The 25,747-nt window shown below is 60.2% G+C and carries 24 protein-coding genes and 1 tRNA gene; 21 read left to right on the top strand and 4 right to left on the bottom strand.

The window, feature by feature from the left end; all coding sequences use genetic code 11:
- The first annotated feature begins 5 nt into the window (after window positions 1–5).
- From GMET_RS14275 to GMET_RS14230, 10 genes are all read left to right on the top strand, one after another.
- Window positions 6–80: transfer RNA gene (locus tag GMET_RS14275), tRNA-Gln, on the top strand.
- 60 nt (window positions 81–140) lie between these two features.
- The gene (locus tag GMET_RS14270; RefSeq protein ID WP_004514568.1) at window positions 141–1,085 is read left to right on the top strand and encodes a ribose-phosphate pyrophosphokinase; all 945 of its coding nucleotides are present in this window, start codon (window positions 141–143) and stop codon (window positions 1,083–1,085) included.
- A gap of 59 nt (window positions 1,086–1,144) precedes the next feature.
- Window positions 1,145–1,732 (top strand): 50S ribosomal protein L25, encoded by a 588-nt coding sequence (locus GMET_RS14265; protein ID WP_004514569.1) that lies wholly within the window; start codon window positions 1,145–1,147, stop codon window positions 1,730–1,732.
- Window positions 1,733–1,755: 23 nt separating this feature from the next.
- The gene (pth, locus tag GMET_RS14260) at window positions 1,756–2,340 is read left to right on the top strand and encodes an aminoacyl-tRNA hydrolase (RefSeq protein WP_004514570.1); all 585 of its coding nucleotides are present in this window, start codon (window positions 1,756–1,758) and stop codon (window positions 2,338–2,340) included.
- A gap of 42 nt (window positions 2,341–2,382) precedes the next feature.
- Entirely contained in the window at window positions 2,383–3,477 is a 1,095-nt protein-coding gene (ychF, locus tag GMET_RS14255; protein WP_004514571.1) for a redox-regulated ATPase YchF, read from the top strand.
- A 156-nt stretch (window positions 3,478–3,633) separates the two neighbouring features.
- The gene (gene rpsF, locus GMET_RS14250; protein WP_004514572.1) at window positions 3,634–3,990 is read left to right on the top strand and encodes a 30S ribosomal protein S6; all 357 of its coding nucleotides are present in this window, start codon (window positions 3,634–3,636) and stop codon (window positions 3,988–3,990) included.
- Between the two features lie 21 nt (window positions 3,991–4,011).
- Complete coding sequence (gene rpsR, locus GMET_RS14245) at window positions 4,012–4,332, top strand: 30S ribosomal protein S18 (protein WP_004514573.1); 321 nt, start codon at window positions 4,012–4,014, stop codon at window positions 4,330–4,332.
- A 15-nt stretch (window positions 4,333–4,347) separates the two neighbouring features.
- On the top strand, window positions 4,348–5,295 hold the full coding sequence (locus tag GMET_RS14240) for a YybS family protein (protein WP_004514574.1): 948 nt from the start codon (window positions 4,348–4,350) through the stop codon (window positions 5,293–5,295).
- A 24-nt stretch (window positions 5,296–5,319) separates the two neighbouring features.
- A complete protein-coding gene (rplI, locus tag GMET_RS14235; RefSeq protein WP_004514575.1) occupies window positions 5,320–5,766 on the top strand; it encodes a 50S ribosomal protein L9 in 447 nt (148 codons plus the stop codon).
- 394 nt (window positions 5,767–6,160) lie between these two features.
- The gene (locus GMET_RS14230; protein WP_011365668.1) at window positions 6,161–7,384 is read left to right on the top strand and encodes an ISL3-like element ISGme5 family transposase; all 1,224 of its coding nucleotides are present in this window, start codon (window positions 6,161–6,163) and stop codon (window positions 7,382–7,384) included.
- A 58-nt stretch (window positions 7,385–7,442) separates the two neighbouring features.
- Here the strand turns inward: GMET_RS14230 and GMET_RS14225 are convergent, their stop codons facing one another.
- The 3 genes from GMET_RS14225 to GMET_RS14215 form a co-directional block, all read right to left on the bottom strand.
- Window positions 7,443–8,312, bottom strand: a complete 870-nt coding sequence (locus GMET_RS14225) for a cytochrome c3 family protein (RefSeq protein ID WP_004513964.1) — start codon at window positions 8,310–8,312, stop codon at window positions 7,443–7,445.
- A gap of 304 nt (window positions 8,313–8,616) precedes the next feature.
- Window positions 8,617–9,507: an RluA family pseudouridine synthase gene (locus GMET_RS14220; RefSeq protein WP_004513965.1), complete on the bottom strand. Its 891-nt coding sequence runs from the start codon at window positions 9,505–9,507 to the stop codon at window positions 8,617–8,619.
- 85 nt (window positions 9,508–9,592) lie between these two features.
- Window positions 9,593–10,303 (bottom strand): AAA family ATPase, encoded by a 711-nt coding sequence (locus GMET_RS14215; RefSeq protein WP_004513966.1) that lies wholly within the window; start codon window positions 10,301–10,303, stop codon window positions 9,593–9,595.
- A gap of 160 nt (window positions 10,304–10,463) precedes the next feature.
- On the opposite strand from GMET_RS14215, the gene GMET_RS14210 reads away from it, so the two are divergent.
- A complete protein-coding gene (locus tag GMET_RS14210; protein ID WP_004513967.1) occupies window positions 10,464–11,201 on the top strand; it encodes a DUF3108 domain-containing protein in 738 nt (245 codons plus the stop codon).
- Window positions 11,202–11,286: 85 nt separating this feature from the next.
- Window positions 11,287–11,847, top strand: a complete 561-nt coding sequence (locus GMET_RS14205) for a nitroreductase family protein (protein ID WP_004513968.1) — start codon at window positions 11,287–11,289, stop codon at window positions 11,845–11,847.
- A gap of 83 nt (window positions 11,848–11,930) precedes the next feature.
- Here GMET_RS14205 and hcp read toward each other — a convergent pair whose 3' ends face one another.
- Window positions 11,931–13,580 (bottom strand): hydroxylamine reductase, encoded by a 1,650-nt coding sequence (hcp, locus tag GMET_RS14200; protein WP_004513969.1) that lies wholly within the window; start codon window positions 13,578–13,580, stop codon window positions 11,931–11,933.
- A gap of 241 nt (window positions 13,581–13,821) precedes the next feature.
- Here hcp and GMET_RS14195 point away from each other — a divergent pair, with 241 nt between their 5' ends.
- The 9 genes from GMET_RS14195 to GMET_RS14155 all read left to right on the top strand — a co-directional run bounded on the left by GMET_RS14195 (window position 13,822) and on the right by GMET_RS14155 (window position 25,698).
- A complete protein-coding gene (locus GMET_RS14195) occupies window positions 13,822–14,496 on the top strand; it encodes a DUF3793 family protein (protein WP_004513970.1) in 675 nt (224 codons plus the stop codon).
- A 34-nt stretch (window positions 14,497–14,530) separates the two neighbouring features.
- Complete coding sequence (locus GMET_RS14190; protein ID WP_004513971.1) at window positions 14,531–14,833, top strand: DUF2325 domain-containing protein; 303 nt, start codon at window positions 14,531–14,533, stop codon at window positions 14,831–14,833.
- A 29-nt stretch (window positions 14,834–14,862) separates the two neighbouring features.
- Window positions 14,863–16,200, top strand: a complete 1,338-nt coding sequence (locus tag GMET_RS14185) for an alginate export family protein (RefSeq protein WP_004513972.1) — start codon at window positions 14,863–14,865, stop codon at window positions 16,198–16,200.
- A gap of 317 nt (window positions 16,201–16,517) precedes the next feature.
- The gene (locus tag GMET_RS14180) at window positions 16,518–17,090 is read left to right on the top strand and encodes a class I SAM-dependent methyltransferase (protein WP_004513973.1); all 573 of its coding nucleotides are present in this window, start codon (window positions 16,518–16,520) and stop codon (window positions 17,088–17,090) included.
- Between the two features lie 123 nt (window positions 17,091–17,213).
- Window positions 17,214–20,816, top strand: a complete 3,603-nt coding sequence (locus tag GMET_RS14175) for a DUF748 domain-containing protein (RefSeq protein ID WP_011366109.1) — start codon at window positions 17,214–17,216, stop codon at window positions 20,814–20,816.
- A 141-nt stretch (window positions 20,817–20,957) separates the two neighbouring features.
- A complete protein-coding gene (locus GMET_RS14170; protein ID WP_011366108.1) occupies window positions 20,958–22,610 on the top strand; it encodes a methyl-accepting chemotaxis protein in 1,653 nt (550 codons plus the stop codon).
- A gap of 362 nt (window positions 22,611–22,972) precedes the next feature.
- On the top strand, window positions 22,973–23,383 hold the full coding sequence (locus GMET_RS14165) for a response regulator transcription factor (protein WP_004513977.1): 411 nt from the start codon (window positions 22,973–22,975) through the stop codon (window positions 23,381–23,383).
- A 3-nt stretch (window positions 23,384–23,386) separates the two neighbouring features.
- Window positions 23,387–23,950, top strand: a complete 564-nt coding sequence (locus GMET_RS14160; RefSeq protein ID WP_004513978.1) for a CheB methylesterase domain-containing protein — start codon at window positions 23,387–23,389, stop codon at window positions 23,948–23,950.
- Between the two features lie 80 nt (window positions 23,951–24,030).
- A complete protein-coding gene (locus GMET_RS14155; protein ID WP_238378939.1) occupies window positions 24,031–25,698 on the top strand; it encodes a methyl-accepting chemotaxis protein in 1,668 nt (555 codons plus the stop codon).
- Window positions 25,699–25,747: the final 49 nt, after the last annotated feature.

Genomic DNA, 25,747 nt, shown 5'->3' with positions numbered 1-25,747 from the left:
CACACTGGGGTGTAGCCAAGCGGTAAGGCACCGGATTTTGATTCCGGCATTCCAAGGTTCGAATCCTTGCACCCCAGCCACTTATTCCAGTATCATCTGCGGGTCGCCGCAGGAAAATAAATTTGCGGGCAAGGCAGCGTATGAACGACAAGATCAAGGTGTTCAGCGGCAATTCCAATCGGCAGCTTGCGGAGAAGATCTGCGAAAATCTTGGTCTCCCCCTCGGGAAGGCCAATGTCAAGAATTTCTCCGATGGCGAGATCATGGTTGAGATTGCCGAAAACGTGCGCGGACGTGATATCTACGTGGTTCAGTCCACCTGTGCGCCAACCAACAATAATTTGATGGAGCTGCTCATTATGAATGACGCCCTGAAGCGAGCGTCGGCGGCCACCATCACTGCGGTTATCCCCTACTACGGCTATGCACGTCAGGATCGCAAGGCTGCCCCCCGGACCCCCATCACCTCGAAGCTCGTAGCCGACCTTGTTACGACCTCCGGCGCTGATCGGGTGGTGACGGTCGACCTTCATGCCGGTCAAATTCAAGGATTCTTTAATATCCCGGTCGACAACCTCTATGCCGCGCCGGTAATCCTGGAGAATCTCAAGCAGCGTTTTCCCGAGAATGGCATTGTCATGGTTTCTCCCGATGCCGGCGGCACCGAGCGGGCCAGGGCCTTTGCCAAGCGCTTGGGTTGTACCCTGGCGGTTATCGACAAGCGCCGTACCGGCCCCAACGTGGCCGAAGTCATGCACCTGATTGGCGATGTGAAGGACAAGACTGCCATTATACTTGACGACATGATTGACACAGCCGGCACCCTTACCCAGGCTGCCAAGGCGCTGAAAGAACATGGGGCGAAAGCTATCTATGCCTGTGCCACCCATGGGGTTCTCTCGGGGCCTGCCATTGATCGGATCAATGGTTCCGACATCGAGGCGGTCGTTATTACCGATACCGTGCCTCTTGGGGACAAGGCCGAGAGAACCAATAAGATTAAAGTGCTGACCGTTGCGGACCTCCTTGCCGAGGCCATTCGTCGTATCCATTCTGACGAGTCGGTAAGTTCACTCTTCGTTTGATTTCGTGCGGCTCTGTCCGCAGTGGAATAGAATCTGAATCGCTGGTAGCGGAGGAAATCATGCAACAGAAAACCATAAGCATAGAGCAGAGGGAAAAGGCCGGTAAAGGCGTTTCCCGGAAACTTCGGGCTGTCGGGCGCGTTCCCGGTGTTGTGTATGGCAAGGGTATCGAGCCGGTTGCCGTGTCCGTGGATGCCAAGGAACTGGCCGCCGCCATCGTTGGTGAGGGGGGCCGCAACAACCTGATCTCTCTCCAGGGGGGAGGAAGCCTCAATGGGAACACGGTTATCGTTGCCGATCTTCAGAAGGCTCCCCTCAAGGGAACCTTTATTTCGGTGGACTTCCACAAGATCAACATGGATGAGAAGGTTCGGGTTCACGTTCCGGTAGCGCTCATCGGTACTGCTCTGGGTGCCAAGGAGGGGGGCATGCTCGAGCTGGTCATGCATTCGCTGGACCTGGAGTGCCTCCCCTCACAGATCCCCGAGCACGTTGAGGTGGACGTGACCAATCTGGCCATCGGCCATGCCATCCACGTGGGCGAACTGGTTCTTGCTGCCGGCGTCAAAGCCCTCGACGATCCGAAGGCTACCATCGTTAGCGTCCATGGCAAGACCAAGGAAGAGGTAACTGTCGAGGAGGGGTAACCTCCTCGCCGCATAGTGCACTAATGGCTACAAGACTTATAATCGGGCTGGGAAATCCCGGCCCGAAGTACCAATGGACCCGCCATAACGCGGGTTTCATGGTTTTAGACCACCTTTCCCGCGTTATGGGGACTTCGGTCGCCAAGAAGAGCTTCTCCGGGCTGTATGGTGAGGGAAGCTGGCATGGTGATCGCCTGCTGCTGCTCAAGCCACAGACCTTCATGAATCTCTCCGGGAGATCCGCGGCCGAGGCACTCCGCTTCCACAAGCTGACCCTTTCCGACCTGATCGTGATCCATGACGACCTCGACATCCCCTTTGGCCGAGTAAAGCTCAAGGAGGGGGGAGGGCATGGTGGGCATAACGGTCTCCGTTCCCTTATGCAGGAGTTGGGTGGCGGCGGTTTCGTGCGGATCAGAATCGGTGTGGGGAGGCCCTTGCGCGGCGATGCCGCCGATTATGTCCTCGCCAATTTTTCTTCTGCAGAAATGGCCGGTCTTCCTGCGCTCCTGGACGGTGTGGTTGATCTTCTCGGGGAACTCGTAAGGAACGGACTCCCGCGGACCATGAGCCTTTATAACAACAAGGATTTTCTACCGGCAGCCTGATCTCCCTCCTGCTGTCATTCCAACGCGAAAGAAGAATGCACCATGGGTTTTAACTGCGGTATCGTCGGACTTCCCAACGTGGGAAAGTCTACCATCTTTAATGCACTGACCTCTGCTGGGGCCGAGTCGGCAAATTATCCCTTCTGCACCATCGACCCCAACGTCGGCATCGTTCAGGTTCCCGACGAGCGGCTGGAGCGATTGGCTGAAATCGTCAATCCAGAGCGGATACTCCCCACCACCATCGAGTTCGTCGATATTGCGGGACTGGTCAAGGGAGCAAGCCAAGGGGAGGGGCTCGGCAACCAGTTCCTCGGGCACATCCGTTCGGTGGATGCCATTGTCCATGTGGTCCGCTGTTTTGATGACGAGAATGTGGTGCATGTGAGCGGGAGTGTTGATCCGATCCGTGATATCGAGGTGATTCAGACCGAACTGGCTCTGGCTGATCTGGACAGCGTGGAGAAAAAATTCCAGCGCGTCGAGAAGCAGGCCAAGGGCGGTGACCGGAAGCTCAAGGATGAAAGCGAGTTTTACGCCCGCGTCAAGGGGGCGCTGGAGAAAGGCACTCCCGGGCGGCACGTTGAGGTGGGTGACGATGAGCGCCTCTGGATGCGCGATCTGCATCTGCTGACCGATAAGCCGGTCCTCTACGTCGCCAACGTCGCCGAGGACGACCTGGAGGGGGCGCACCCCTTTGTCGCCAAAGTGCGGGACCTGGCCGAGAGTGAAGGTGCCCGGGTCGTTGTTATCTGTGGTCGGATCGAGTCCGAGATAGCCGAACTCGACGGAGACGAAAAGAAGGTGTTTCTTGCCGAAATGGGGCTCGCCGAGTCGGGGCTCGACCGCCTGATCCGGATGGGATACGATCTCCTCGGGCTCATTACCTATTTCACTGCTGGCAAGAAAGAGGTCCGTGCCTGGACCATCCCGGCCGGCACCAAGGCGCCCCAGGCAGCTGGAGTCATCCACTCGGATTTCGAGAAGGGGTTTATTCGCGCCGAAGTAATCGCCTACCGTGACTTTGTGGCTGCAGGCGGCGAGACGGGAGCCAAGGAAAAAGGGCTCATGCGCCTCGAAGGGAAAGAGTACGTTGTTCAGGATGGCGACGTCATGCACTTCCGGTTCAACGTGTAGATAGTAAGTCGATTGGCCGCTTGGGCGCATATCACGATAAAATTCTTGAATAGCCGGGTAAGCTGTAGTAAATTTCTTTTTTTGCAGCGGCCTTAGGCCGCACGCTCCTTGCTCCGGGTCGGACCGGGGCTAATAATCCGCGAGGAGGAAATACACATGGTACGGAAGTATGAGACGGTAGTGATCGTCCAGCCGGACCTTGGCGACGATGAGCTCAAGGGGCTCAATGCCAAGGTGACGGACATCATTGCCACGATGAAGGGCGATCTCCATCGGCTGGAGGACTGGGGGGTGAGGAAACTCGCATACCCGATCAACAAGAGTGCGCGGGGCCGGTACTACTACGTCCGCTTCGACGGTGACGCTGCTCTGATCGCAGAACTGGAGCGGCGTCTGCGCCTTGATGACAAGGTCCTGCGCTACCAGAGCGTGAAGATCGAGAAGGAAACCGCAGCACCCGCAGCGAAGGTTGCTCCTGTTGAAACGGCGCCGGCCGCCGAAGCCGCTGAATAAGAGATCGGAGGTTCAGGATAGATGAGCGAAGAAACTACTGTAAGACCCGAAAGAACTGAAAGATCCGAGCGGCCCGAACGGCCCCAGTACCGCGGCAACGGCCCGCGCAAGAGAAGACCCTTCCAGCGCCGGAAAGTTTGCCGCTTCTGCGCGGACAAGGATCTCGTCATTGACTACAAAGACCCTCGCGTCCTCCGCTCCTTCATTACCGAGCGGGGCAAGATCGTCCCTCGCCGGATTTCCGGTAACTGCTCCAAGCACCAGCGTGAGATTACCGAAGCGATCAAGCGGGCGCGCAACATTGCCCTGATTCCGATTGCCTCCACGCACGTTGTCGCGTAAGCGGCGGAACGCTCAATGGTAACTGGCGACCGGGGTATCATCCTCGATATCGTCAAGGGTGTGTGCCTGTCGGTAGTTATTTTCATCGCCTACCTGCAGGTCCCTCTGCTGGGAATGATAGCGGGAGTTGTGGCTCCCCTTCCCGTTCTCTATTATCAACTGAAGTCGGGGCGCTGGATGGTCGGAGCTATTGCAATTTCCGCAATAGCTCTGATTCTCATTCTGGTTGGCGGCATGCCGGTAGCTGTCCTGTATCTGCTTCAGGCAGGGCTCTTTTCGGTTGCTTTGCCCCACTTTCTGGCGCGGGGGCACAGTGTCAGTCGCGCACTTGCCTCAGCGGTACTGACGGTGGCACTGGTCGCCACTATTTCTGTTGCCGGCTATGGAATTGCGGCCGGAATAGATCTTCACCATCAGGTGACTATAGCGATCAAGACAAATCTGGAACAGACCCTTGCTCTTTACAAGGCAAAGGGCGCGTCGGGTGAAGATCTCCAGTTCCTTAAAGAAGGCCTACGACAGGTTGGCGACATCTTTGGGCAGATATATCCGGCAATGCTCCTGGTTAGTCTCGCAGCAGTGGCCGGGATCAATCTACTCATACTTCGCCGGTTCCGGGAAGGGCTGACGGTCAAACTTCCAGTCACCCCGTTCAGCAGCTTCAAAAATCCCGAGCATCTGGTGTGGGGATTGATTGCCGCCGGTTTTGCCCTCCTGATCGACAATGGCGTCGTTCAGACGGTAGCTTTCAATGTAGTGGTCGTTGCCGGTTTTCTTTATTTTTTGCAGGGGCTCGCCGTGGTTGCCCATTTTTTTGCGAGCTACAGAGTGCCGGCGTTCTTCAAGATTTTTTTCTATGTCCTGCTCCTGCTGCAGGCGTATCTGGTTCTGGCGGTAGCGCTTCTTGGCCTTTTTGACCTCTGGGCGAACTTCCGCAGGCCGCGAATTCATGAAAACCTGTAACATTCAGGCTGGGAGGAAACAACAATGAAAGTAATTCTCAAAGAAAATCTGGAAAACCTCGGTCACATCGGCGACATCGTGAAGGTCGCGCCGGGCTATGCCCGCAACTACCTCCTGCCGCGGGGGTATGCGACCGAAGCCACCGAGAAGAATGCCAAGGCCCTTGAGCACGCCAAGCGTCAGCTCGAGTATAAGCGCAATAAGGTTCTCGAGCAGGCAAAGGGGCTTGCTGCCAAGATCGAGGGACTGACCATTGCAATCACTCACCAGGCAGGCGAGGAAGGGAAGCTGTTCGGGGCCGTCACCAACATGGAGTTGGCCGAGCACCTGAAAGCCCAAGGTGTTGAGATCGATCGGAAGAAGATCGTTCTTGCAGAGCCGATCAAACATGTCGGTGAGTACACCGCTTCTGTCAAGGTACACCCGGAGGTTGCAGCGGCTCTGAAAGTGGTGATCACCAAGGCAGACTAAATCTCAGAAGGCTGTGTTTGTGTTGATTGAGGGCGGTTTCCGTAGGGGAACCGCCCTTTTTTATGCACGGGCGCGCTCCATCCAGGAACCGTTAATACGGCTGAAAACAACTCAGGACGATGAGGGGTGGGGGAGTGGCTGTGATCGGGAAGAGCGAACCGTTGGGCAGCGGAAACGGGTCTCGATGAGGTTGTAAGGGCTGTTCCTACTGCAGCGAATGAGCCGTCGAGCAGCCGAAACAGGCCGTCCGGCAGAGTGGGGGCGGTAACTGCTGCAAGTCAGGGTAATTAAAAAAGGTTCTTCAGGGAATTCCGGGGAAGATTAATAAACAACAACGGCAGCACTGCGGTATCTTGATGGTTCCCCAACCAAAAAAGATCGCAGGAGGCTGCCGTTGTCGTATTCCGATGTTATCGCAATTGCGGGAGGGTGGGAAGGATATCGTGTTGCTGGGACACGCACTATCGTCACAGGTGATGCCAAACGGATCGAGGTAGAACTGATTGCCCTGTCCCAGGATGAGATGGTGTGTGGCTCGTGCGGCGGGCGTTGCACAAGCGTCCATGAAACGACCAAGCGCGTAATTCGAGATTTGCCGATTCTCGATGCTCAGACTTATCTGATCGTTCACCGCCGCAGGCTGCTGTGCCCTCAGTGTGGGCCAACGCTGGAGCGTCTGTCATGGCTGGCGAAATACGCCCGCGTGACGCGCAGGCTTGCAGAGAGCGTAGCGCGACTGTGTGGTGTCGTGTCTGTGAAGCACGTGGCGCAGTATCTGGGGCTTTCTTGGGACCAGGTGAAGGAAATCGACAAGCGCTCACTCACAGAGCGGGTCGGCACCGTCGACCTCTCAAACATCGAAGTTCTCGGGATGGATGAGTTCGCCCTTCACAAGGGGCACCGCTATGCGACGGTTATCATCGAGCCATACCGTAAGGAAGTCTTATGGATCGGCAAAGGCAGGAGTCGCGAGAGTATCCGTCCTTTCTTCACGCAGCTTGGCCCACATGGCTGTAAACGGCTCAAAGCGGTCGTGATGGATATGAACGCATCATATGAGGAGGAAATCAAGCAGCACTCGCCCCAGGCAGACATAGTCTACGACCTGTTCCATGTGGTGGCGAAGTATGGCAGGGAAGTGATCGACAGGGTGCGAGTCGATGAGGCAAACCGCCTGAAGGAAGACAAGAAGGCACGGAAGGTAGTCAAAACATCGCGGTGGTTGCTGCTACGAAACAGCGAGAACGTCAAGGGCGACGACATGCTTCGCCTCCAGGAACTGTTGGAGGCAAACCGCAGCCTCCTTACGGTCTACCTGCTCAAAGACGATCTGAAGCAACTGTGGAAGTTTACCTGCATTGAAGAGGCGGGACTATTCTGGGAGCAGTGGCACCAAAGGGCGATGGAGAGTGGAATACCGCCACTCATCCTGTTTGCCCGCCGGCTAAAGGGCTATCTCCAAGGAATCCTCAACCACTGCCTCTGGCCCCTTCACACCGGAATCCTCGAAGGCATCAATAACAAGATCAAGGTGATCAAAAGAATGGCCTACGGCTTCCGGGATCACGAATACTTCTTTCTCAAGATCAGAGCCGCTTTCCCCGGAATTCCCGGATGAACCTTAAAAAAGGCCTGCACAACGAGTGTGCAGGCCTTTTTTTCAGCGTTCAAACGGGTTACTTCTTCTTCTTCTTCATGGTAGGCTTCGCAGGAGCGGCTTTGGCCGGCTCAGCCTTGGCCGGGGAGCTCCAGTGGTTCAGGTCGTGGGCGATGTTGTGGCACTCGCCGCACTTCGAGAACTTGGACATCATGGCAGCCGGGTGCGGAACGCCGTGGCAGCTCTGGCAGGCCGGAACCATCTTGTGCTTGTCCTGGTGGCAGTATACGCAGGCCAGCGACTTGTGCTTGGCCTGGCTTGCGGTCAGCAGGTCGAGTGCCTTCTTGTGACAGGCGCCGCAGTCTTTGTTCGGGATTTCCTTGCCGTAGGCAACGTTCTTGGGCTGGTGGGCCTTGTGGCACTTCTTGCAGTCGCCGGCGGTCTGCTCGGCATAGTGGGGCTTGTGGCACTGGGTACAGGCCGGAATTTTGCCGTGGACGTTGTGGCAGGTGGAGCAGAAGAGCTTGGAGTGCTTGCTCGGGAACTGCTTGAGTTGCTCGATCTGCTGGGTATGGCAGCTCAGGCACGGCTCGGTGAGGTTGCCGGAAAGGATGATGTTGAGCGGGGTGTGGGGATTCTTGTGGCACCCGAGACAGTTGGGGAGCTCATAGTGCTTCTTGCCGGTGTGACACTGGCTGCACTTGGGAATGTTGTTCTGCGATGCGGGACGGTGACCGGCGTGGCAGTCGAAGCAGGTGATCTTTTTGTGGCCGGCACCGGCGCTGGCGATGTCTGCCGGGGGTTTGGCGTGACACTTCACGCAGTCGTCCTGAACCAGTTTCGGGGCGGCCGGGGCGGCCTTGACCGGGCTTCCCGCGCCCAGGCAGAGTGACACTGCCAGGGTCAGGCCAGCAACGGCAAAGAGCCTGATGCGTCTTACAGCATTCATCGTTCCTCCTCTGTGCTCTTCGCACATGACATAGGGTAGTTGCTCCATTTCCCAGTGGGGGGAGCGTGTCTCACATAAAATGGCAGCGGGGCGTGCCCCGGCTGAAGCGGGGTGAATTATGCCATTTCTCCCGTGCCCAGTCAATTAGAAAAAGGTAATAAGTTGCTAAAAAAAACATCGAAAAAACGAATAGTAAGCCCGCTTTTTCATTGTCGGCAGCCTCCGGTTGGAGAATGAGAAGGAAATCTGGTCGGCAAGGTGGGTATCTCTGCCGTCAGAGCTTGCGCGGCTCTTTATTCCGGGCTTATGTCACCGGCAGTGACGGCAGCGAGAGGAGTATGCGGGAATAGAAGTCGCCGGACAACAGGCGCACCTCTTCTAGCAACGCCGCGGGAAGAGGGGCATGAATGACGATCTCTTCGCCGGAAACGGGGTGACGGAAGGAAACAAGAAAGGCGTGGAGGCAGTGCCCTGGATAGGCCGCCAGGGGAGCGCCCCGGTAGCGGCGGTCGCCTCGCACTGGGTGGCCGGTGAGGGCGAGGTGTTTGCGAATTTGGTGCGTACGGCCGGTTATGGGGGTGACGAGGAGCAGGGCAGCACTCTTTCCTTGGAACAGTGTGCGGTACTGGGTCTGCGCCTCCTTGCCTTCCAGGGGGGTATCGATGGTCCCTTCGGCTGGCAGTTTGCCGTCTGCAACAGCCAGGTAGAGCTTGCCAAGGCCGGTTTCCTTGACGAAGCGGCCAAACATGCCGGCACTCGTGGCGCTCTTGGCGAGTATCGTGGCGCCGGAGGTGCCGCGGTCGAGGCGGTTCACGGGGCGGAGCTTCGCAGGGGTGCCCCGCTGCGCCAGGAACCGTTCCGCCACATCCACGAGGGTTTGCTCGTCTTCGGCGGTCCGGTGCACCGGCAGCCCGGGGGGCTTGTTGACGACGACAATCCGGTCGTCCTCGAAGAGGATATCGAGGGAGGGACGTTTGGCGGCCAGGAGTTCCCTTGTCCGGCCGCTTTCCTTGAGAGCCATGGTGTCACCTGTCACGAGGAGGGTGTCGGGTGTGACCGGGAGGCCGTTAACGGTCAGGTGCCCACCACGGGTGAGCTTGCCGAGGTAGGCGAGGGGAGCGCCCGGGAGGAGGTTCCTGAGGAAGCTTTCCACCCCGCGGCAGTGATCGGATTCTGTAATGGTGAACGTGAGCATGGCGGGAGTATAGACGGTGACGTCCGGGAGCGCAAGGGGAGAGCGGCGCCGGGCACCGCCCTCCCTCGATTGGCGCGGTTCGGAATCAGCCTGCGATCTTCTGGCAGAGATAGTCGAAGATGGCCCGGGCTATCTGGGCCTCCGAGTTCTTGTCGTTATTGAAGGCCATGTGGTAGAGGTTCAGGTCGGCAATGTCCCGGTCGAGGAAGCTGCGAATGAACTTGACCCGTTCCTTCTGCATTTTTTCCACCAGAAGCTCTGCGTCCTGGATCGAAATCTTTGCGCGCCGCGCAATGGAGCGGACTTTGAAATGGTGGGAGGCATAGATGCGGAAATGGAGGCAGTTGTTCATCTGCTGGGTGATGATGGAGCTTCCCCTCCCGATGATGATTACGTTGCCCACCTCGGCCAGGGAGACGATCTGGTCGCAGAGGAGTTTGTAGTGGTCCCGCTCGGTTTTCCAGCGCGGCATGAGAGTGGAGATCATGTCGTCGAGGAAGCGGGGGCGTTGGCCGAGGGATTGGAGAACCGTCTCGGAAATGTCATGATGTTTGGCGGCTTCTTCGAGAAGCGCCTTGTCCATCACGACCCAGGGCTCCCTGGTGGAGTGTTCGAGAAGCTCCCTGAGCTGCTCGGCCACGGGATACCCCTCGCAGCCGAACTCCCGTGAAATGGTGATCGTCGGCTTGCGCCCCATACGTTTTTCGGCCTCGGTTTTACCCCTCATCCGGCGGGACACCTCGACCATTGCAGCGAGCCTCTGTTCAATGGATGGCACGAGCAGTTTCTCCGGCATGGCATCCTCCTTCGGTCCGCGTTTCTGTTTATGCTGTTGCGGACCCCTGTGTCAATTGTGCCCTGTGCCGGCCTCTAGTCAAGGGGGTTGAGTTCCTGTGGCACTGTGGGATACTTTGCTGGTAACGAAGGAATCCCTTGAAGGGCCAGTCGGAGGTGATATGAAGTTCATTTACGGAGTAATGATGTTTCTCGTGCTTGTGACGTCCGGCGTTCCGGCGTCGGCTGCCCCGAAAGTTCCCGAGAAGCTTGTCTACAATCTTTCCTGGACCGGGATATCCGTCGGCACCGCGAGCCAGGAGATTACGGAGGAGGGAGCCACGCGGAAAATCGTCTCCATTGCCCGCTCCAATGACTGGCTCTCGACCTTTTTCCCGGTGGAAGACCGGATCGAGAGCTCCTATGACAGCAGTCGCGGCAACTTCCCGGGGCAGGCCCGCCATTACCGGTTGAAGACCCGCGAGGGGAGCCGTCACCGGGACCGGGAGATCTTTTTTGAACAGGAGCGGGGGGTGGCCCGCTACCGCGACAACCTGAGCGGGGATAAGGCTGATATCGACATCCCCCTGGATACCATTGACGTTTACGGCAGCTTTTATTACATTCGCTACCTCCGCCTGGAGGTGGGAAAATCACCTACCGTCAACATCCTCGACAGCAAGCGGCAGCGGAGGATCGCGGTGCGGGTCCTGCGCAAGGAGCGGATCAAGACGGTTCTCGGCGAGGTGGATACCATCGTCATCCAGCCTCTGGTGGCATCCGAGGGGGTCTTCGAGGGGAAGGGGACGGTCCATATCTGGCTCACCGACGATGAGCGGCGCATCCCGGTGAGGGCGCGAACCAAAGTTACGGTGGGGAGTGTCACGGCGACGCTGGTGGAGTGGATTCCCGGCAAGTGACGAGAACGGAGCGGCAACAACGCAGGCCGGCTCCGCAATAGTTTTGCAAGAGCCTCGCTATTCAACTGAGAAAGGAAACCTAACCATGGAGACACTGGAAGCAATCAGAACGAGGAGAAGCGTCCGCAAGTTTTCCGATCGGCCGGTGGAGCCCGAAAAGCTTCGGGCGGTTCTGGATGCGGCGCGACTCGCTCCGTCGTGGGCAAACATGCAGTGCTGGCGGTTTGTTGTGGTGGAGGATCAGGCAACGAAGGTGCAGATCAGCGAGCTCTCCTACGTGGAGGCCTACTTCGGCCCAAAGGGGTACAAGTCGAATCCGGCTCAGAAGGCCCTGGCCGAAGCGCCGGTTGTGATCATCGCCTGCGGCGAACCGCCTCAATCCGGGGAGTTGCGGGGGCAGCAGTATTACCTGACCGATGTGGGGATTGCGGCCCAGAATCTCATGCTTGCCGCCCACGACCTGGGGCTGGGGAGCGTCTTTGTCGGCGTCTTTGACGAGCAGCAACTGGGAGAACTTCTCGGTATCCCGGCGGAGCTCCGGATTGTTGGGCTCTTTCCTTTGGGATATCCCCTTGAGGGGCCGAAGGCTGGGCCGTCACGCAAGCCTTTGGATGAGATTGTCCACTATGGTAAGTATCAGGCGTAAATCCTTCCGGCAACGACAGAGGGTGAATAAATGGGCGCGGAGAATAGATCTCCGCGCCTTTCCTTCAGCATTGGCGGAAGGGGTTACTGCCCCAGGGCCGCCTTGAGGTCTGCGTCCACCGTGGTGATGGGACCCAGGTTGAAGTTCTCCACCAGGAAGTTGAGGACGTTGGGGGTGACGAAGGCCGGGAGGCTCGGGCCGATCTTGATGTTCTTGATCCCCAGGTGCAGGAGCGACAGGAGGATGACCACCGCCTTCTGCTCATACCAGGAGAGGATCATGGAGAGGGGCAGATCGTTTACGCCGCACTTGAAGGCGTCGGCAAGGGCCAGGGCGATCTGGAGGGCCGAGTAAGCGTCGTTGCACTGGCCGATGTCCAGGAGCCGCGGGATGCCGCCGATGTCGCCGAACTCAAGCTTGTTGAAGCGGTACTTGCCACAGGCCAGGGTCAGGATCACGCAGTCCTGGGGCACCTTCTCGGCAAGCTCGGTGTAGTAGTTGCGGCCCGGCTTGGCGCCGTCGCAGCCGCCGATGAGGAAGAAGTGCTTGATGGCGCCCGCCTTCACCCCTTCGATCACCTTGTCCGCCACGCCAAGGACGGCGTTGTGGCCAAAACCGGTGAGAATCTCCTTCGCCGGCGCGTCGGCCAGCTCGGGGCACTCAAGGGCTTTGTTGATGACTTCGGAGAAGTCCCAGCCGTTGATGTGCTTCACACCGGGCCACCCCACCTGGCCCCAGGAGAAGAGGCGGTCCTTGTAAGAGTCGGCCGGGCGCTGGATGCAGTTGGTGTTGAAGATGATGGCGCCGGGGAAGTGGGGGAATTCCTTCGCTTGGTCCTGCCATGCGCCGCCGAAGTTGCCGTAGAGGTGCGCGTACTTCTTGAGGCCGGGATAGCCGTGGGCCGGGAGCATTTCACCGTGGGGGTAAACGTCGATCCCTTTCCCGTCGGTCTGCTTCAGGAGCTCCTCCAGCATGCGGAGGTCGTGGCCGGAGACAAGGATCCCTTTGTTCTTGCGGGTGCCGGTCGGAACCTTGGTGGGGACCGGGTGGCCATAATGGGCCACGTGACCTTCGTTCAGCATCCCCATGACCTTGATGTTCAGCTTGCCGCACTCCATGGCGAGCCCCACGAAGTCCATGAGCCCCTTGGCCGGGTCGGCGGTGGCGGCCATGGCCTTGTGGAAGAAGGCGAAGACCTCTTCGTCCTTTTTGCCGAGGATGTAGGCGTGGTCGGCGTAGGCGGCCATCCCCTTGAGGCCGTAGATGAGAATCTCGATGGCGGAGCGGATGTCGGCGTCGGCGTGGTGGGTGTTGATGCCGTGCTCCTGCCCCTGCTTCACGAGCCCTTCGAGATCGCCGGCAATGACCCACGCGGCGGGACCGGCGGTGATCTGTGGAGCGCTGGAACCGTTCTTTTCCCGATAGGCGGTTTCGTAGAGGGCCTTGATCCTTTCCTTGTAGTCGTAGCACGTGCGGAGTTTGCCGGCAATCTGGACCGGGTCGAAGTCCACGTTGGTAACGGTGGTGAAGAGCCCCTCAAGGACGAAGTAGTCGATCTTCTCTTCCTTCACGCCCAGCTCCCGGGCCTTGTCGGCATAAATGGCGAGTCCCTTAAGCCCGTAAAGCATGAGATCCTGCAGGGCGGCCACCTCGGGGTTCTTGCCGCATACCCCGATGATGTCGCAGCCGACGCCCTTGGCGGCCTGTTCGCACTGGTTACAGAACATTCCCATTTGTGTTTCCTCCTTTTAAGTGGTTGTGACAGTTGTTGAGCGAGAAAGTATCTTAAACTTTACCTGCTTGCCGCTCATTTGCAATCGTTCGCGTGATCTAGTGATACCGCACTCGCTGCCGGTTATCTTTGACCTTGGTCAAGATTTGTGAGAATTGAAGACCGGTCAAAAAAAGCTTGACGGCTCGTTTCGGTACCTGTTAAATGAAATGGAATTTCAAAATCGTTGTCAGGAGGAAGGCATGGATGAAATACAGCCGGTGAGGCAAGAGGGGGGCAAGCGTCCGGCGTGGCATGAACTGGCGGTGCGGTTCGCTGATCCGCGGGAGTGTCTGGCGTCGTTTCTGGCGCTGGAGGCGGCGGCGGTCCTGGCCGGCGAGAAGCCGGCGAACCTGATCGGCATCGCCAACCGTTCCCGCCCCTGCGGCCGCAATCTCTACACGCTCTGGAAGCAGTGGGGGGCGTCGGTGCTGCCGGAGAGCGGACTGGCCGTCTGCGAGCTGGTCGACCGGGGAGATTCGCTCCTGCTGCTCATCTACCGTTCCGAAGCGCTGGGAGGTCTGCTGGGGCGCCCCAGCACCTCCGCTGTCCTGGGGCGGGCGGGATATGCGGACCTGTCGGACCTCGACGCAGTGCTGGGAGAGCTGGCCGCGCGCATCACCGGCGAGAGCTTCCCCCACGAGATCGGCGTCTTTCTCGGCTATCCCCTCAAGGACGTAGTGGCCTTCATGGGGCTGGTCACCATCCCCTTCGCCTGCCAGGGGCCCTGGAAGATCTTCGGTGACCCGCGGGAAAGCCTCCGCCTTGCCGAGGTCTTCCGCAGCTGCCGGGCACGGATGGCGGAGCGCCTTGGCAGTTGCGCATCGGCCCTGGAGTGCCTGGTGGGCGGCGAGCAGCGTGTTGCTGTCGCCATGTAGTGAAAATGAAAGTCATGATTGGGAGGGGGAAATTATGTGCATTGCGGTAATCGGCGGGATGGACCGGCTGGAACGGCACTATCGGCAGGAAGCGGCCCGGACGGGGTTCGAGCTGCGGGTCTTCTCCCAGTCCGAAAACAATATCGCCACGAAGCTGAAGCGCTTCGACGCCCTGGTCATCTTCACCAACAAGGTCTCCCATCGGGTGCGGAACGAAGCCATGAGCGCAGCGAAGCTGAACGGCATCCCGGTATTCCAGTACCACTCCTGCGGGGTCTGCACCCTCCGGGACTGTCTGAACTGTCTCGTCCTGCCAGCCGGCGGCGGGACAAAGTAATGATCGAATTTCATGTAAAGAGGATACGGATGGCGAGGAATACGACGATTGGAGCCGCGCTGATTGTGCTGGCAACGGCAGGGAGGGGCGTGGCGGCAGCGGAGGGGGAGGCTCCCGTTATCCCCGTGATCCAGCAACAGTACGTGCAGGGAGGAGCAAGGGAGGGGGAGGCGAAGGATCCGCTGCAGTTCGGCCCCCTCAAGGCGGGGCTGGATGCCATGATTCGGGGCGAGTCCGTCAACAATTTCAATTTAAATGACGTTACCCATACGCCGGGGCACCGGGACAGCCGGCTCCTCGTGCGGGTCCGCCCCTCGCTGACTGTCACCCCCACCGACTACCTTACCGCCCGGGTGGAGGGGCAGTGGTATGCCTCTTACAACGATGTGAAGTTCAACACCTTCCGCCTCTACCAGGGGTACCTGGAAGGGAGCCTCCCCGGCAGGAAGGCCACCCTCAAGGCGGGGCGCCAGGAGCTGGTCTACGGGAGCTCCTTCATGCTCGGCGCCGACACCTTCTTCGACGGCCTGAGCTACGACGCGGTGAAGCTGATGGTGAAGCCGATGGAGCCCCTGGCGGTGGACTTTTTCGCAGGAAAGTACCTGAAGGACAACTCCGGCGGGATCACGGGGGAGCTCTACGGAGTCTACGGCACCTACACCGCCAATGACGCCTTTTCCGTGGATATCTACGGCCTCCTCGACACCGGCGGCGCGGGGATGACCCATGACGGCAAGGACGAGCGGACCTGGTCGGTGGGGGCGCGTCTCGCCGGGAAGGTGGGGAAGCTGGTCGCTTTCGAGGTGGAACCGGTCTACCAGTTCGGCCGGCATATCGAGGAGACTGCCCACCGGAACATCAGCGCCTTCGGCGGCCACGCCGACCTGTCCATCGACCCGGCTCTCGGCCGCTATCCGTCCAAGGGGTTCGTCAGCTACGCCTTCGGTTCCGGCGACGGAGGCGGGAACGGGAAGTTCCGGGAGTTCCACAACCCCAACAACGACACCCCCCTCATCGGCGACATGAGCGTCGTCGGCGACCTCTCGGGGGTCACCGCCATCGGCCCGGGAGGCAACGCGGTGCATGCCAGCGGCCTTCACGTCATCACCGTCGGGGGCGGGGTCGACGTGACCGAGAAGCTCAACGTCTCCCTTGACGGCCACTACTTCTGGGCAACGAAGACCGCAGCCGGGGTCAGCACGGATGTCGGTTTCGAGAGCAATCTGATCTTCACCTACAAGCTCACCGACAAGATCAGCTTTCTTGCCGGTGCCAACCGTTTCTTCACCGGGAACTTCTTCAAGGACGCCACCGGGAGCGGCAAGGATATCAACTACGGTTACCTGCAGGTGCAGGTGACCTTCTGACAGAAACGCGAACCCGCGACAAGATGCCGCACCGTCACGGATTCAAGGTAAAGCGTAAAGAGAAAGATTCTGAACAACGGCGGCTTGGTCCTCGTGAGGGTGGACGACGCGCGGATCGCGGTATCCGCAGCTGGCCGAGAAGTACCACCTGCGCTGGTAGGTGTTGAATCTCATGGCCGGCGCCCGCTACGGCCTCGCTCCGGCTGCTGCGACAAGAGGTAGCTGGTTGCAGGCCGGACGACGGCGGGAAAGTGCTGAGGGTTTGCCCGTGACGGGCCGGGATTCTCCTGCTAGAGTTAGGTGAGAGAGGGAACGCCATGAACGACGACAGCGAACGGTGGGACGAGCGGTACCGGAGTGAGGAGTTTCTCCTGGGGGAAAAACCGTCGCGGTTTCTCGCCGAGCGGATCGAGGAGGTGAAATGCCTCTGTCCCGGCAGAAAGGCCCTGGACATCGCCTGCGGCGAGGGACGGAACAGCATCTTTCTTGCCCGTCATGGGTACAGCGTCACCGGTCTCGACATCTCTCCCGTGGCCGTGGAGAAGGCCCGCCGTTGGGCCGGGCGGGAAGGGCTCGCCTGCGACTTCCGCCTCGCCGACCTGGAGACGTACGCCTTCGACGAGCGGTTCGACCTCATCATCAACTTCAATTTCCTCCTTCGGGACCTGATCCCCCAGGAGGTGGCGGCCCTCACCCCGGGGGGCGTCGTCATCTTCGATACCATCCTCGAATCCCCCACTGCGCCGGTCCCCCACCGGAAGGAGTTTCTCCTCCAACCCGGCGAGTTGGCGCGGTTTTTCGCGCCATACCCCGGCACCATCCTCTTCTGCGGCGAGTACCCAGACAGTGCGACCCCAACGGCCAAGCTCATCTACCGACACAGTAAGTAACCCCCTGAAACCATGACGTCAGGCCGCTCAAGCGGCCTTTTTCTTTGACACGATGCCTGTTTCTGGCACATTTAAGAGAGAAGCGCCCCCGCCTGGCAGAGGCTGAGGGGCTGGAGGGCGAGCATGAAAACCTGGCACAAAATCCTCATCGGTTGCGGCATTTTTCTCCTGATCCTGGCGGCGTTCACCGCCTTCGTCCTGCCGGGAATGGTGAAGGGGCGAGCCATCCGGGCGGTGGAGGAGGCCACCGGCCGAAAGCTCTCCATCGGCGCAGTCAGCATCAACCCCTTCACCTGGAACGCCGAGGTGCGTGGAATGCGCCTTACCGAGCGGGACGGGACCACGACCTTCGCTTCCTTCTCCAGCGCCCGGGTTGCCGTGAGCCCTGCCTCCATCTTCCGGGGGGCTCCCATTGTTTCCGAGGCCCGGCTCCGCTCCCCCTACGTCCATCTGGTGCGGACCGGGGCGAACGCCTACAATTTCTCGGATATCCTCGAAAAGAAGGGGCCGGAGAACCCTCAACCCAAGAAGGAGCGGGCACGCTTTTCCGTCTCCAATATTGCCGTCACCAACGGCTCCATTGACTTCATCGACCAGGGGCTGGCCGTTGAGAAGCGTCACCGGGTCAGCGGGCTGGAACTGGGGGTCCCCTTTGTCAGCACCATTCCCCACTATGCGGATATCTACATAGCCCCCCGGTTCCGGGCGGTGGTGAACGGCTCTCCCCTGGTCCTGGACGGCAAGCTTCGTCCCTTCACCTCTGCCGCCGAATATTCCCTCGACGTGAACCTGAAGGACCTGGACATCCCCTACTACCTGGCCTATGTGCCGGCGAAGCTTCCGGTCCGGGTGGAGCGGGGGACGGCCGCAACGAAGCTCGCCTTGACCTACCGCATCGACGCCAACAAGAATCCTGAACTCGTCATGACCGGGGAGCTTTCCCTGGCCAACCTGAAGGCAGCCGGGGCGGACGGCGCGCCTCTGGCTGCCCTCGACCGGCTCGGCGTGATGATCGGCAAAAGCGAGCTTCTCGCCCCTGCCATCTCCCTCACCTCCGTTACCCTGGATGGCCCCGTGTTCCATTTGGCGCGGGACGGAAAAGGGGTGTGGAACGTGGCCCGGCTCTCCGGGGGAGAGAAGCCGGCTCCTCCCCCTGCAAAACCCAAGGCCGCCCCCAAGGAGAAACCGAAAGGGAAACCGGTCGTCGATGTGGGGGAGTTCACGCTTCGCAACGGCACCGTGACCGTGGCCGATGCAATGCCGCCGAGGGGCTTCAAGGCCGAGGCCCGGGAGATCGCCTGCACCGTGCGGGGCTTTTCCACCCGGCCGGGTAAAAAGGCTGACTACACCCTCTCCTTTGCCACGGGCAGGGGGGAAACCGCGCGCATCACGGGGGGCTTCTCCCCCGAGCCTCTGGCTGCCACCGCCACGGCCGACCTGAAGGGGATCGTGCTTGACGCCTTTCACCCCTACCTGGCCGGCGCTCTCACCGCCCCGGTCACGGGGAAGCTCGACCTCTCGGGGGAGGTGGCCTACGATGCCGCCGCCGGTCTGTCGGCCGACAAGATCGCGGTGCGGCTCACCAACCTTGCCGCTCCCTTCGGCCCCAAGGAGGGGGCGCGCCTTGCCCGGTTGGATGCCACCGGGGGGCGGTTCAGTCAGAAGGAAAACCGTCTGGACATAGCCCAGGTGACCCTGGCGGGGGGGGGGGTCCGCCTCTCCCGGGATGCCGCGGGGAATCTTTCTCCCCTCGCGCTCCTGAAAAAGCCCGAGACCGGCAGGAGACCGGCGGCACGGGAGGCCCGGCCCACGGCGGGGCAACCCTTCCGGTACCGTATCGCCTCGGTGGCCGCCAGCGGCCTCGGCCTCACCTTCACCGACCGGAAGGCGGTCGGCAATCCCCGCTTCGACCTGCGCCGCATCGGCTTCAATGCCAGCAACATCACCGGTCCCAGGATGGAGACCATTCCCTACCGCTTTTCGGCGGGCTACGGGAAAGGGGGGGCGCTCGCCGCCTCGGGACGCGTCACCCCCGTCCCCCTTGCGGCGAAGGGGGAGATCACCCTGCGGCGGATTCCCCTCACTGATTTCGACGCCTACCTCCCCGAGGGGCTCAACATCATCCTGGCGGACGGCGCCCTCGACACCCGGCTTACCTATGCCGTGGCAAAACGGGGAGAGGGGGTCGGCGGCACCTTTGCCGGCAACCTTGGCGTTCGCTCTTTCCACTGTCTCGACGCCGACGCCGATGACCTCCTCACGTGGGACAGTCTTCAACTCGACAAGGTGTCGGGTAGCCTCGATCCCTTCTCCCTGAAGATCGGCGAGGTTTCCCTTGCCAAGTTCTTCTCCAAGATCGTCATTGGCAAGGATGGGCGCCTCAACCTCCAGAAACTCTACTCGCCGGAAGGGGGGAAGGGGAACGAAGGGGAGCAACAGGGGGGACAACGGGCCTCTGTTACCAAAGGGGGGCAACCGGCACCACCGCAAGCGATGCAGTCGGTTCAGCCGGCTAAGCCCCAACGTCAGATCGCCATTGATACCGTGATCCTCCAGGAGGGGACCCTCGCCTTCTCCGACCATCACATGAGCCGGGAGTACGACACCACCTTCTACAACCTTGGCGGGAGGATCAGCGGGCTCTCCTCCGAGGCGAGCCGGTTTGCCGACGTGGACCTGCGGGGGAACCTGCAGAACCTCTCGCCCCTCCAGATCACCGGCAAGCTGAACCCGCTGCGCGACGACCTCTACGCCGACATCACGGTCCGCTTTGCCGACATCGACCTGACCCCCCTCACCCCCTATTCGGGAACCTACGTGGGATACGGCATCGACCGAGGCAAGGTCTCCTTCGACCTGAAATACACCATCGAGAACAAGCAGCTCAACTCCGAGAACAAGGTCTTCATCGACCAGCTCACCTTTGGCGACAGGATCGAGAGCAACAAGGCCACCACTCTCCCGGTGCGGCTGGCGGTGGCGCTCCTCAAGGACCGCAAGGGGGAGATCCACCTGGACATACCGGTTACCGGCCGTACCGACGATCCCCAGTTCAGCGTCTGGCGCGTGGTCTGGCAGATCATCAAAAACCTCCTCGTCAAGGCGGCGACCTCTCCCTTCTCCCTTCTCCAGTCGGCCTTCGGCGGCAAGGAGGACTTCAGCGTCATTCCCTTCGCGGCCGGATCGGCCCATCTGGCCGAGACCGAGCAGGCCAAGCTGGCAAAGATTGCCCAGGCCCTCAACGACCGGCCTTCCCTCAAGGTGGACATCAAGGGATACGTGGATAAGGAGCGGGACCCCGAGGGGTACCGCGTCGAACTGCTGACCCGGAAGATGAAGGCCGAAAAATTCCTGGTGCTGGTGAAGGAAAAGCGGAACCAGCCGGGAGATTCGGCGGAAACCATGGCCATTGCCCCCGATGAGGCATCCCGCTATCTCAAGGCGGTCTACAGGAAGGAAAAGTTTCCCAAGCCCCGCAACATCCTCGGCCTAGAGAAGGATCTCCCCGACGCCGAGATGCGCAAGCTGATCCTCGCCAACACCCGGGTGGGGGAAGGGGAGCTGAAGGCGCTGGCAGCCGAGCGGGCCGGGGCGGTGAAGGCTCTTCTGGCGGGGCCGGGCAAGGTGGATCCGGCCCGCCTCTTCCTCCGGGCCGACGATATCCACAAAGCTCCCGCAGACAAGGGGCCGGGCTCGCGGGTGGAGTTCGGGGCGGCGGTGCAGTGAGGGATGGCTAATGCACTGATTTTTTTAGAGATGTGATAAATTCCGCTCAAGTTATTCGGGAATTCTCCGAAACGAGATGTAAGGACCTCTGCGCGTCGTGTGTGACGGAGCGGGGACCCGAATTCAGGGGAGGAAAAGAATATGTCGTTCAAACTTACCATCAAGGCCCGAATCGTTTTCATCGTCGCGTTTTTTTCGGCCATGCTTATCGTCTTCGGCATGCTGGGGCTGTCGGGGATGAAGGCTGCCAATGAAACCAGCCACGCGCTCCATGGCGAGAACATGAAGAGCGTGCAGGTCCTCAGCAGGATCGCGGCTCTCATGCGCGACAACCGCATCCAGCTCCTTCTCTCCCTCCAGCATGATTCCAAGAGTGAATTCAGCGCCCTCCACGACCATCCGCTCACCATGCACACCGACATCGTCGGCAAGAATATCGAGGAGATCACGGCACTCCTGGCGGAGTATGAGAAACTCCCCAAAACCGAAGAAGACAAGAAACTCGCCGCGGAGTTCGAGACGGCGAGGGAGGCCTTTGTGCAGGAGGGGCTCATCCCCGTGCGCGAGGCGGTGCTGACCGGGAAATACAAAGACGCCGTGGAACTGACTCTCAAGAAAGTGAACCCCCTCTTCAAGCCGGCCAATGAAGCGCTGGAAAAAATGATCAAGTCGGAATTTGCCGCGGCAAAGGAGGACTTCGAGCGGGATGACAAGACCTATCGCACCGACCGGCTTATCATGATTGTCGGGCTTGTTGCATCTATCGCCATTGGGGTGGTATTGAGCCTCTTCATCATCCGTTCCCTGCGCCGCAGTTCCGATGAGCTGGCATCCGTTGCCGCTGCGGTCTCCGCGGGAGACCTGAGCCGGCGCGCTACCGGGCTCTCCAACGACGAACTGGGGGCCATCGGAGGTTCGTTCAACGAGACCGCCGATTCCTTTGCCCGGGTCATCGCCGGCATCCGGGGGAACGCGGAACAGGTGGCAACGGCCGCAACCCAGGTCCACAGCAGCGCCGAGCAGATGGCCACCGGCGTCGAGGAGGTGGCGGCCCAGACCGGAACCGTCGCCACTGCCGGCGAGGAGATGGCGGCCACCGCCGCGGAGATCGCCCAGAACTGCCAGATGGCTGCCGAAGCTGCCCAACGGGCCACGGAGTCGGCCACCGGCGGAGCCACGGTGGTCCAGCGGACCGTGAACGGCATGGCGCGGATCGCCGACCGGGTGCGGAGTTCCGCCAAGACTGTCGAGAGTCTCGGGTCCCGCTCCGAGCAGATCGGTGAAATCATCGGCACCATTCAGGATATTGCCGACCAGACGAACCTCCTGGCCCTGAACGCCGCCATCGAGGCGGCCCGGGCCGGCGAGCAGGGGCGCGGCTTTGCCGTGGTGGCCGATGAGGTCCGGGCCCTGGCCGAGCGGACCACGAAAGCGACCCGGGAGATCGGCGAGATGATCAAGGCGATTCAGCAGGAGACGCGGGGGGCGGTTGCCGCCATGGAGGAGGGGGTCCATGAGGTGGAGGCTGGGACTGCCGATGCCCAACAGTCCGGCGCGGCCCTTCAGGAGATCATGAACCAGATCAACGAGCTGGCCATGCAGGTGAGCCAGATAGCCACCGCCGCCGAGCAGCAGACCGCCACCACCGGCGAGATCAGCGGCAACGTCCAGCAGGTCTCCGAGGTGGTCCAGGAAACCGCCAAGGGTATCCAGGAATCAGCCCAGGCTGCGTCGCGGGTTGCCGAGTTGGCTGACGAGCTCAATAATCTGGTGGGGCGGTTCAAGGTGGCGTAACAGTCGTTCGGACACGAAACAAAGGAGGGGCGACCGCTGATACGGTCGCCCTTTTTTCATATTCACCGCACAAGGAAGTCAACCCTTCCTTCAAAGTATCCCCTTCACAAACCATTGCAGGAGATGTTGGGTTTCGGTGCCCCGCCAGCCTCTCTTGACAATTCCGCTAAAGTTTCTCCCGCTCCTGACGATAAGCAAGAAAACGGCGTTTCATCGTAAAGCAAACTGAGTTCCAGGATGAACGCCGATCGCCTCGATCACGCGTTTCGCCGGTCACGGGAACTGGCCGCTGACCAGGCTTTCCGAAAGCGGCGAAGAGGGTTCACGCAGGTACCGGTTCACGCTTCAGGCAGGAGGCATATGTGGCAACAGACCCTCAGGATACGGCACAGGTCGTGATCGTGGACGACGAACCTTTCATCCGGGATGCGGTGGTTAAACTCCTCGCGTGTGAGGGAATCGCCGCGGTAGCCGCGGAGAACGGGGACGAATGCCTGGACCTTTTGCGGAAAGGGTTCAGGGGAATCATTCTCATGGACGTCATGATGCCCCGCAGAAACGGCTGGCAAACCATCCGCGCCATGGCGGACGAATCCCTTGTGGCCGGCAATATCATCTCCATGCTGACCTCGGTCGACGAGCCCGATGAACAGATGGAAGGGTTGCAGGAACTGGTGTTCGACTACATCACGAAGCCTTTCGACCCTTCCGAGATGGTTGCAACGGTACGCACGTACCTTGGTTGCCTGGAGCAGATGCGAGGCGGGAACTGAGCCATGCCATTGCCCAACCTGGCGGTCATAGGGGCATCGACGGGAGGACTCAAGGTGTTTGAGTCGCTGTTTCCCCATCTTCCGGTCCTCAATGCCGGTGTCGTGATCGTTCAGCACATCGTCCCGCTCGTCGACCGGTCCTTTGTCACTTCCCTGCAGAGGGTCTCCGCCATGCCCGTTGCGCTGGCACGGGATGGCGATGCCATACGCCATGGCACCGTCTACCTGGCGCCGGGAGCGCTTCACCTGCACCTTGTCGCCAATCAGACCATACGCCTTGCAGCCGGCGAGAAGGTCAACTCCGTCTGCCCGTCCATTGACGTCACCATGGAGAGCGTCATTCCGAAACCCGGCGCCCGGATGGCCGGCGTCATCCTGACCGGGATGGGCCATGACGGTGCCGACGGCATCGCCCACATGAAACGATGCGGAGCAGTGACCATTGCCCAGGACAGGGCGACGAGCGTCATCTATGGCATGCCCAAGGCTGCCGAGGCCACGGGGATGATCGACTTTGTCCTTTCCGCCGAACGAATTGCCGACAAACTTGCCGAGCTCTTTAAATAAATCCATCCAACCGCATCCCAAAGGGGGAAAGGCACATGAGAGTAACCAGGTACAAGAATTGGAAGATCCGGAACAAAATCATGTTCATAACAGTCCTCAGCGTCATACTGATGCTGGGAGGGCTCTTCTCCTTTCTCCTGCCGAAACTCGAGACGAAGATCACCACAGAGAAGCGGGACGCAACGCGGCATGTGGTGGAAACGGCCATGGCAGTCCTCGAAGTGGAGAACGAGCTGGTCAAGAGCGGCAAGGAGCCCCTCGCAGAGGCCCAGCTCAAGGCTGCGAATATCCTCTCGAAGATGCGCTATGAGAAAAAGGAATACCTCTGGATCAATGACCTGGGAAATCCCCCCAAAATGATCATGCATCCAACCCTCTCGGCACTCGATGGCAAGGTGCTGAATGACCCCAAGTTCAACAAGGCGACCGGCATGATCGAGGGAACGGACGGGAAGGAGATACCCCTCGACGGCAAGAACCTCTTTGTTGCCTTTGCGGAGGTGGTTCAGAAGGCGGGGCACGGCTTCGTAAACTACGAATGGAACAAGCCCAAGGAGGGTGGGGGCACAACCTCCGAACTCTACCCCAAACTGTCCTATGTCAAGAAGTTCGAGCCGTGGGGATGGGTGGTCGGAAGTGGCATTTACATCGACGACGTGGAAAAGGACATCAGCAAGGTCCGGTGGATGTTCCTGGCCCTGAATGGCCTCATGGCCCTCATAAGCCTCCTCCTCGCCTATTTTGTGAGCCGAGGGGTCACCCGGACCCTCGGCTACGTCGACACGAACCTGGATGATATGTCCAAGGGTGGCGGAGACCTCACCCGGCGCCTCGCCGTGGAGCGGGAAGATGAAACCGGCTCGCTGGCCCGCTCTTTCAACCGTTTCCTCGACAACATGAAGGAGATCGTCCAGCGGATCAATCAGAACGCCGTGGATGTGGCCTCATCGGCGGACCACCTCAACGAGACCGCGGGTCATATCGCCAGCGGGACGGAGCGTGCTTCGACCCAGTCCACATCGGTGGCTATATCGTGCGAGGAGATGGCAGCCACCTCTTCCGAGATAGCCCACAACTGCATCCGGACCGTCGAGATAGCCAACCGTGCAACCCAGACAGCCCAGGACGGATCCCTGGTGGTGAGCCACGCGGTCAGCAGCATCCAGCGCATTGCCCACAAGGTCCAGGAGTCGGCAAAAACCGTCGAATCCCTGGGTGTCAGGTCCGAACAGATCGGCAATATCGTGGGGACCATCGAGGACATCGCCGACCAGACCAACCTCCTGGCCCTGAATGCGGCCATCGAGGCGGCACGGGCCGGTGAACAGGGGCGCGGCTTCGCCGTGGTGGCCGATGAGGTGAGGGCCCTTGCGGAGCGCACCACCAAGGCCACCCGCGAAATCTGCGAGATGATCAAGAGCATCCAGCAGGAGACCAAATTCGCCGTGGCCGCCATGGAGGAAGGGGTGCAAGAGGTGGAAAAGGGGACTGCGGAAGCGGGCCGGTCAGGAGAGGCCCTCGAGGAAATTCTGGCCCAGGTGGCGGAGCTCACGAGCCAGATCAACCAGATAGCAACTGCCGCCGAGCAGCAGAGCGCCACCACCAATGAGATCAGCAAGAGCATGTACGAGATAACCGCAGTGATATCCGATGCCTCGGGCAGCTCACAGAATACGGCCAATGCCGCAAGCCAGCTGGCCGGCATGGCAGACGAGCTGAAGCGGATCGTGGCCCAGTTCAGGATGTAACCGGCTCCGGATGGATGTCTTGACGGAACCACTCGGGGGCACAGCACTG

Source organism: Geobacter metallireducens GS-15 (genome assembly GCF_000012925.1).
GTDB classification, from domain to species: Bacteria; Desulfobacterota; Desulfuromonadia; order Geobacterales; family Geobacteraceae; genus Geobacter; species Geobacter metallireducens.
The sequence above is the reverse complement of the archived record's forward strand: the minus strand, read 5'-3'. Positions and strand labels throughout refer to the sequence as shown.

Bases quoted from the DNA above. Each gene is read 5' to 3' on its own strand.
- GMET_RS14270 (WP_004514568.1), top strand. From the start codon at position 141: ATGAACGACAAGATCAAGGTGTTCAGCGGCAATTCCAATCGGCAGCTT.
- GMET_RS14265 (WP_004514569.1), top strand. From the start codon at position 1,145: ATGCAACAGAAAACCATAAGCATAGAGCAGAGGGAAAAGGCCGGTAAA.
- pth (WP_004514570.1), top strand. From the start codon at position 1,756: ATGGCTACAAGACTTATAATCGGGCTGGGAAATCCCGGCCCGAAGTAC.
- ychF (WP_004514571.1), top strand. From the start codon at position 2,383: ATGGGTTTTAACTGCGGTATCGTCGGACTTCCCAACGTGGGAAAGTCT.
- rpsF (WP_004514572.1), top strand. From the start codon at position 3,634: ATGGTACGGAAGTATGAGACGGTAGTGATCGTCCAGCCGGACCTTGGC.
- rpsR (WP_004514573.1), top strand. From the start codon at position 4,012: ATGAGCGAAGAAACTACTGTAAGACCCGAAAGAACTGAAAGATCCGAG.
- GMET_RS14240 (WP_004514574.1), top strand. From the start codon at position 4,348: ATGGTAACTGGCGACCGGGGTATCATCCTCGATATCGTCAAGGGTGTG.
- rplI (WP_004514575.1), top strand. From the start codon at position 5,320: ATGAAAGTAATTCTCAAAGAAAATCTGGAAAACCTCGGTCACATCGGC.
- GMET_RS14225 (WP_004513964.1), bottom strand. From the start codon at position 8,312: ATGAATGCTGTAAGACGCATCAGGCTCTTTGCCGTTGCTGGCCTGACC.
- GMET_RS14220 (WP_004513965.1), bottom strand. From the start codon at position 9,507: ATGCTCACGTTCACCATTACAGAATCCGATCACTGCCGCGGGGTGGAA.
- GMET_RS14215 (WP_004513966.1), bottom strand. From the start codon at position 10,303: ATGCCGGAGAAACTGCTCGTGCCATCCATTGAACAGAGGCTCGCTGCA.
- GMET_RS14210 (WP_004513967.1), top strand. From the start codon at position 10,464: ATGAAGTTCATTTACGGAGTAATGATGTTTCTCGTGCTTGTGACGTCC.
- GMET_RS14205 (WP_004513968.1), top strand. From the start codon at position 11,287: ATGGAGACACTGGAAGCAATCAGAACGAGGAGAAGCGTCCGCAAGTTT.
- hcp (WP_004513969.1), bottom strand. From the start codon at position 13,580: ATGGGAATGTTCTGTAACCAGTGCGAACAGGCCGCCAAGGGCGTCGGC.
- GMET_RS14195 (WP_004513970.1), top strand. From the start codon at position 13,822: ATGGATGAAATACAGCCGGTGAGGCAAGAGGGGGGCAAGCGTCCGGCG.
- GMET_RS14190 (WP_004513971.1), top strand. From the start codon at position 14,531: ATGTGCATTGCGGTAATCGGCGGGATGGACCGGCTGGAACGGCACTAT.
- GMET_RS14185 (WP_004513972.1), top strand. From the start codon at position 14,863: ATGGCGAGGAATACGACGATTGGAGCCGCGCTGATTGTGCTGGCAACG.
- GMET_RS14180 (WP_004513973.1), top strand. From the start codon at position 16,518: ATGAACGACGACAGCGAACGGTGGGACGAGCGGTACCGGAGTGAGGAG.
- GMET_RS14175 (WP_011366109.1), top strand. From the start codon at position 17,214: ATGAAAACCTGGCACAAAATCCTCATCGGTTGCGGCATTTTTCTCCTG.
- GMET_RS14170 (WP_011366108.1), top strand. From the start codon at position 20,958: ATGTCGTTCAAACTTACCATCAAGGCCCGAATCGTTTTCATCGTCGCG.
- GMET_RS14160 (WP_004513978.1), top strand. From the start codon at position 23,387: ATGCCATTGCCCAACCTGGCGGTCATAGGGGCATCGACGGGAGGACTC.
- GMET_RS14155 (WP_238378939.1), top strand. From the start codon at position 24,031: ATGTTCATAACAGTCCTCAGCGTCATACTGATGCTGGGAGGGCTCTTC.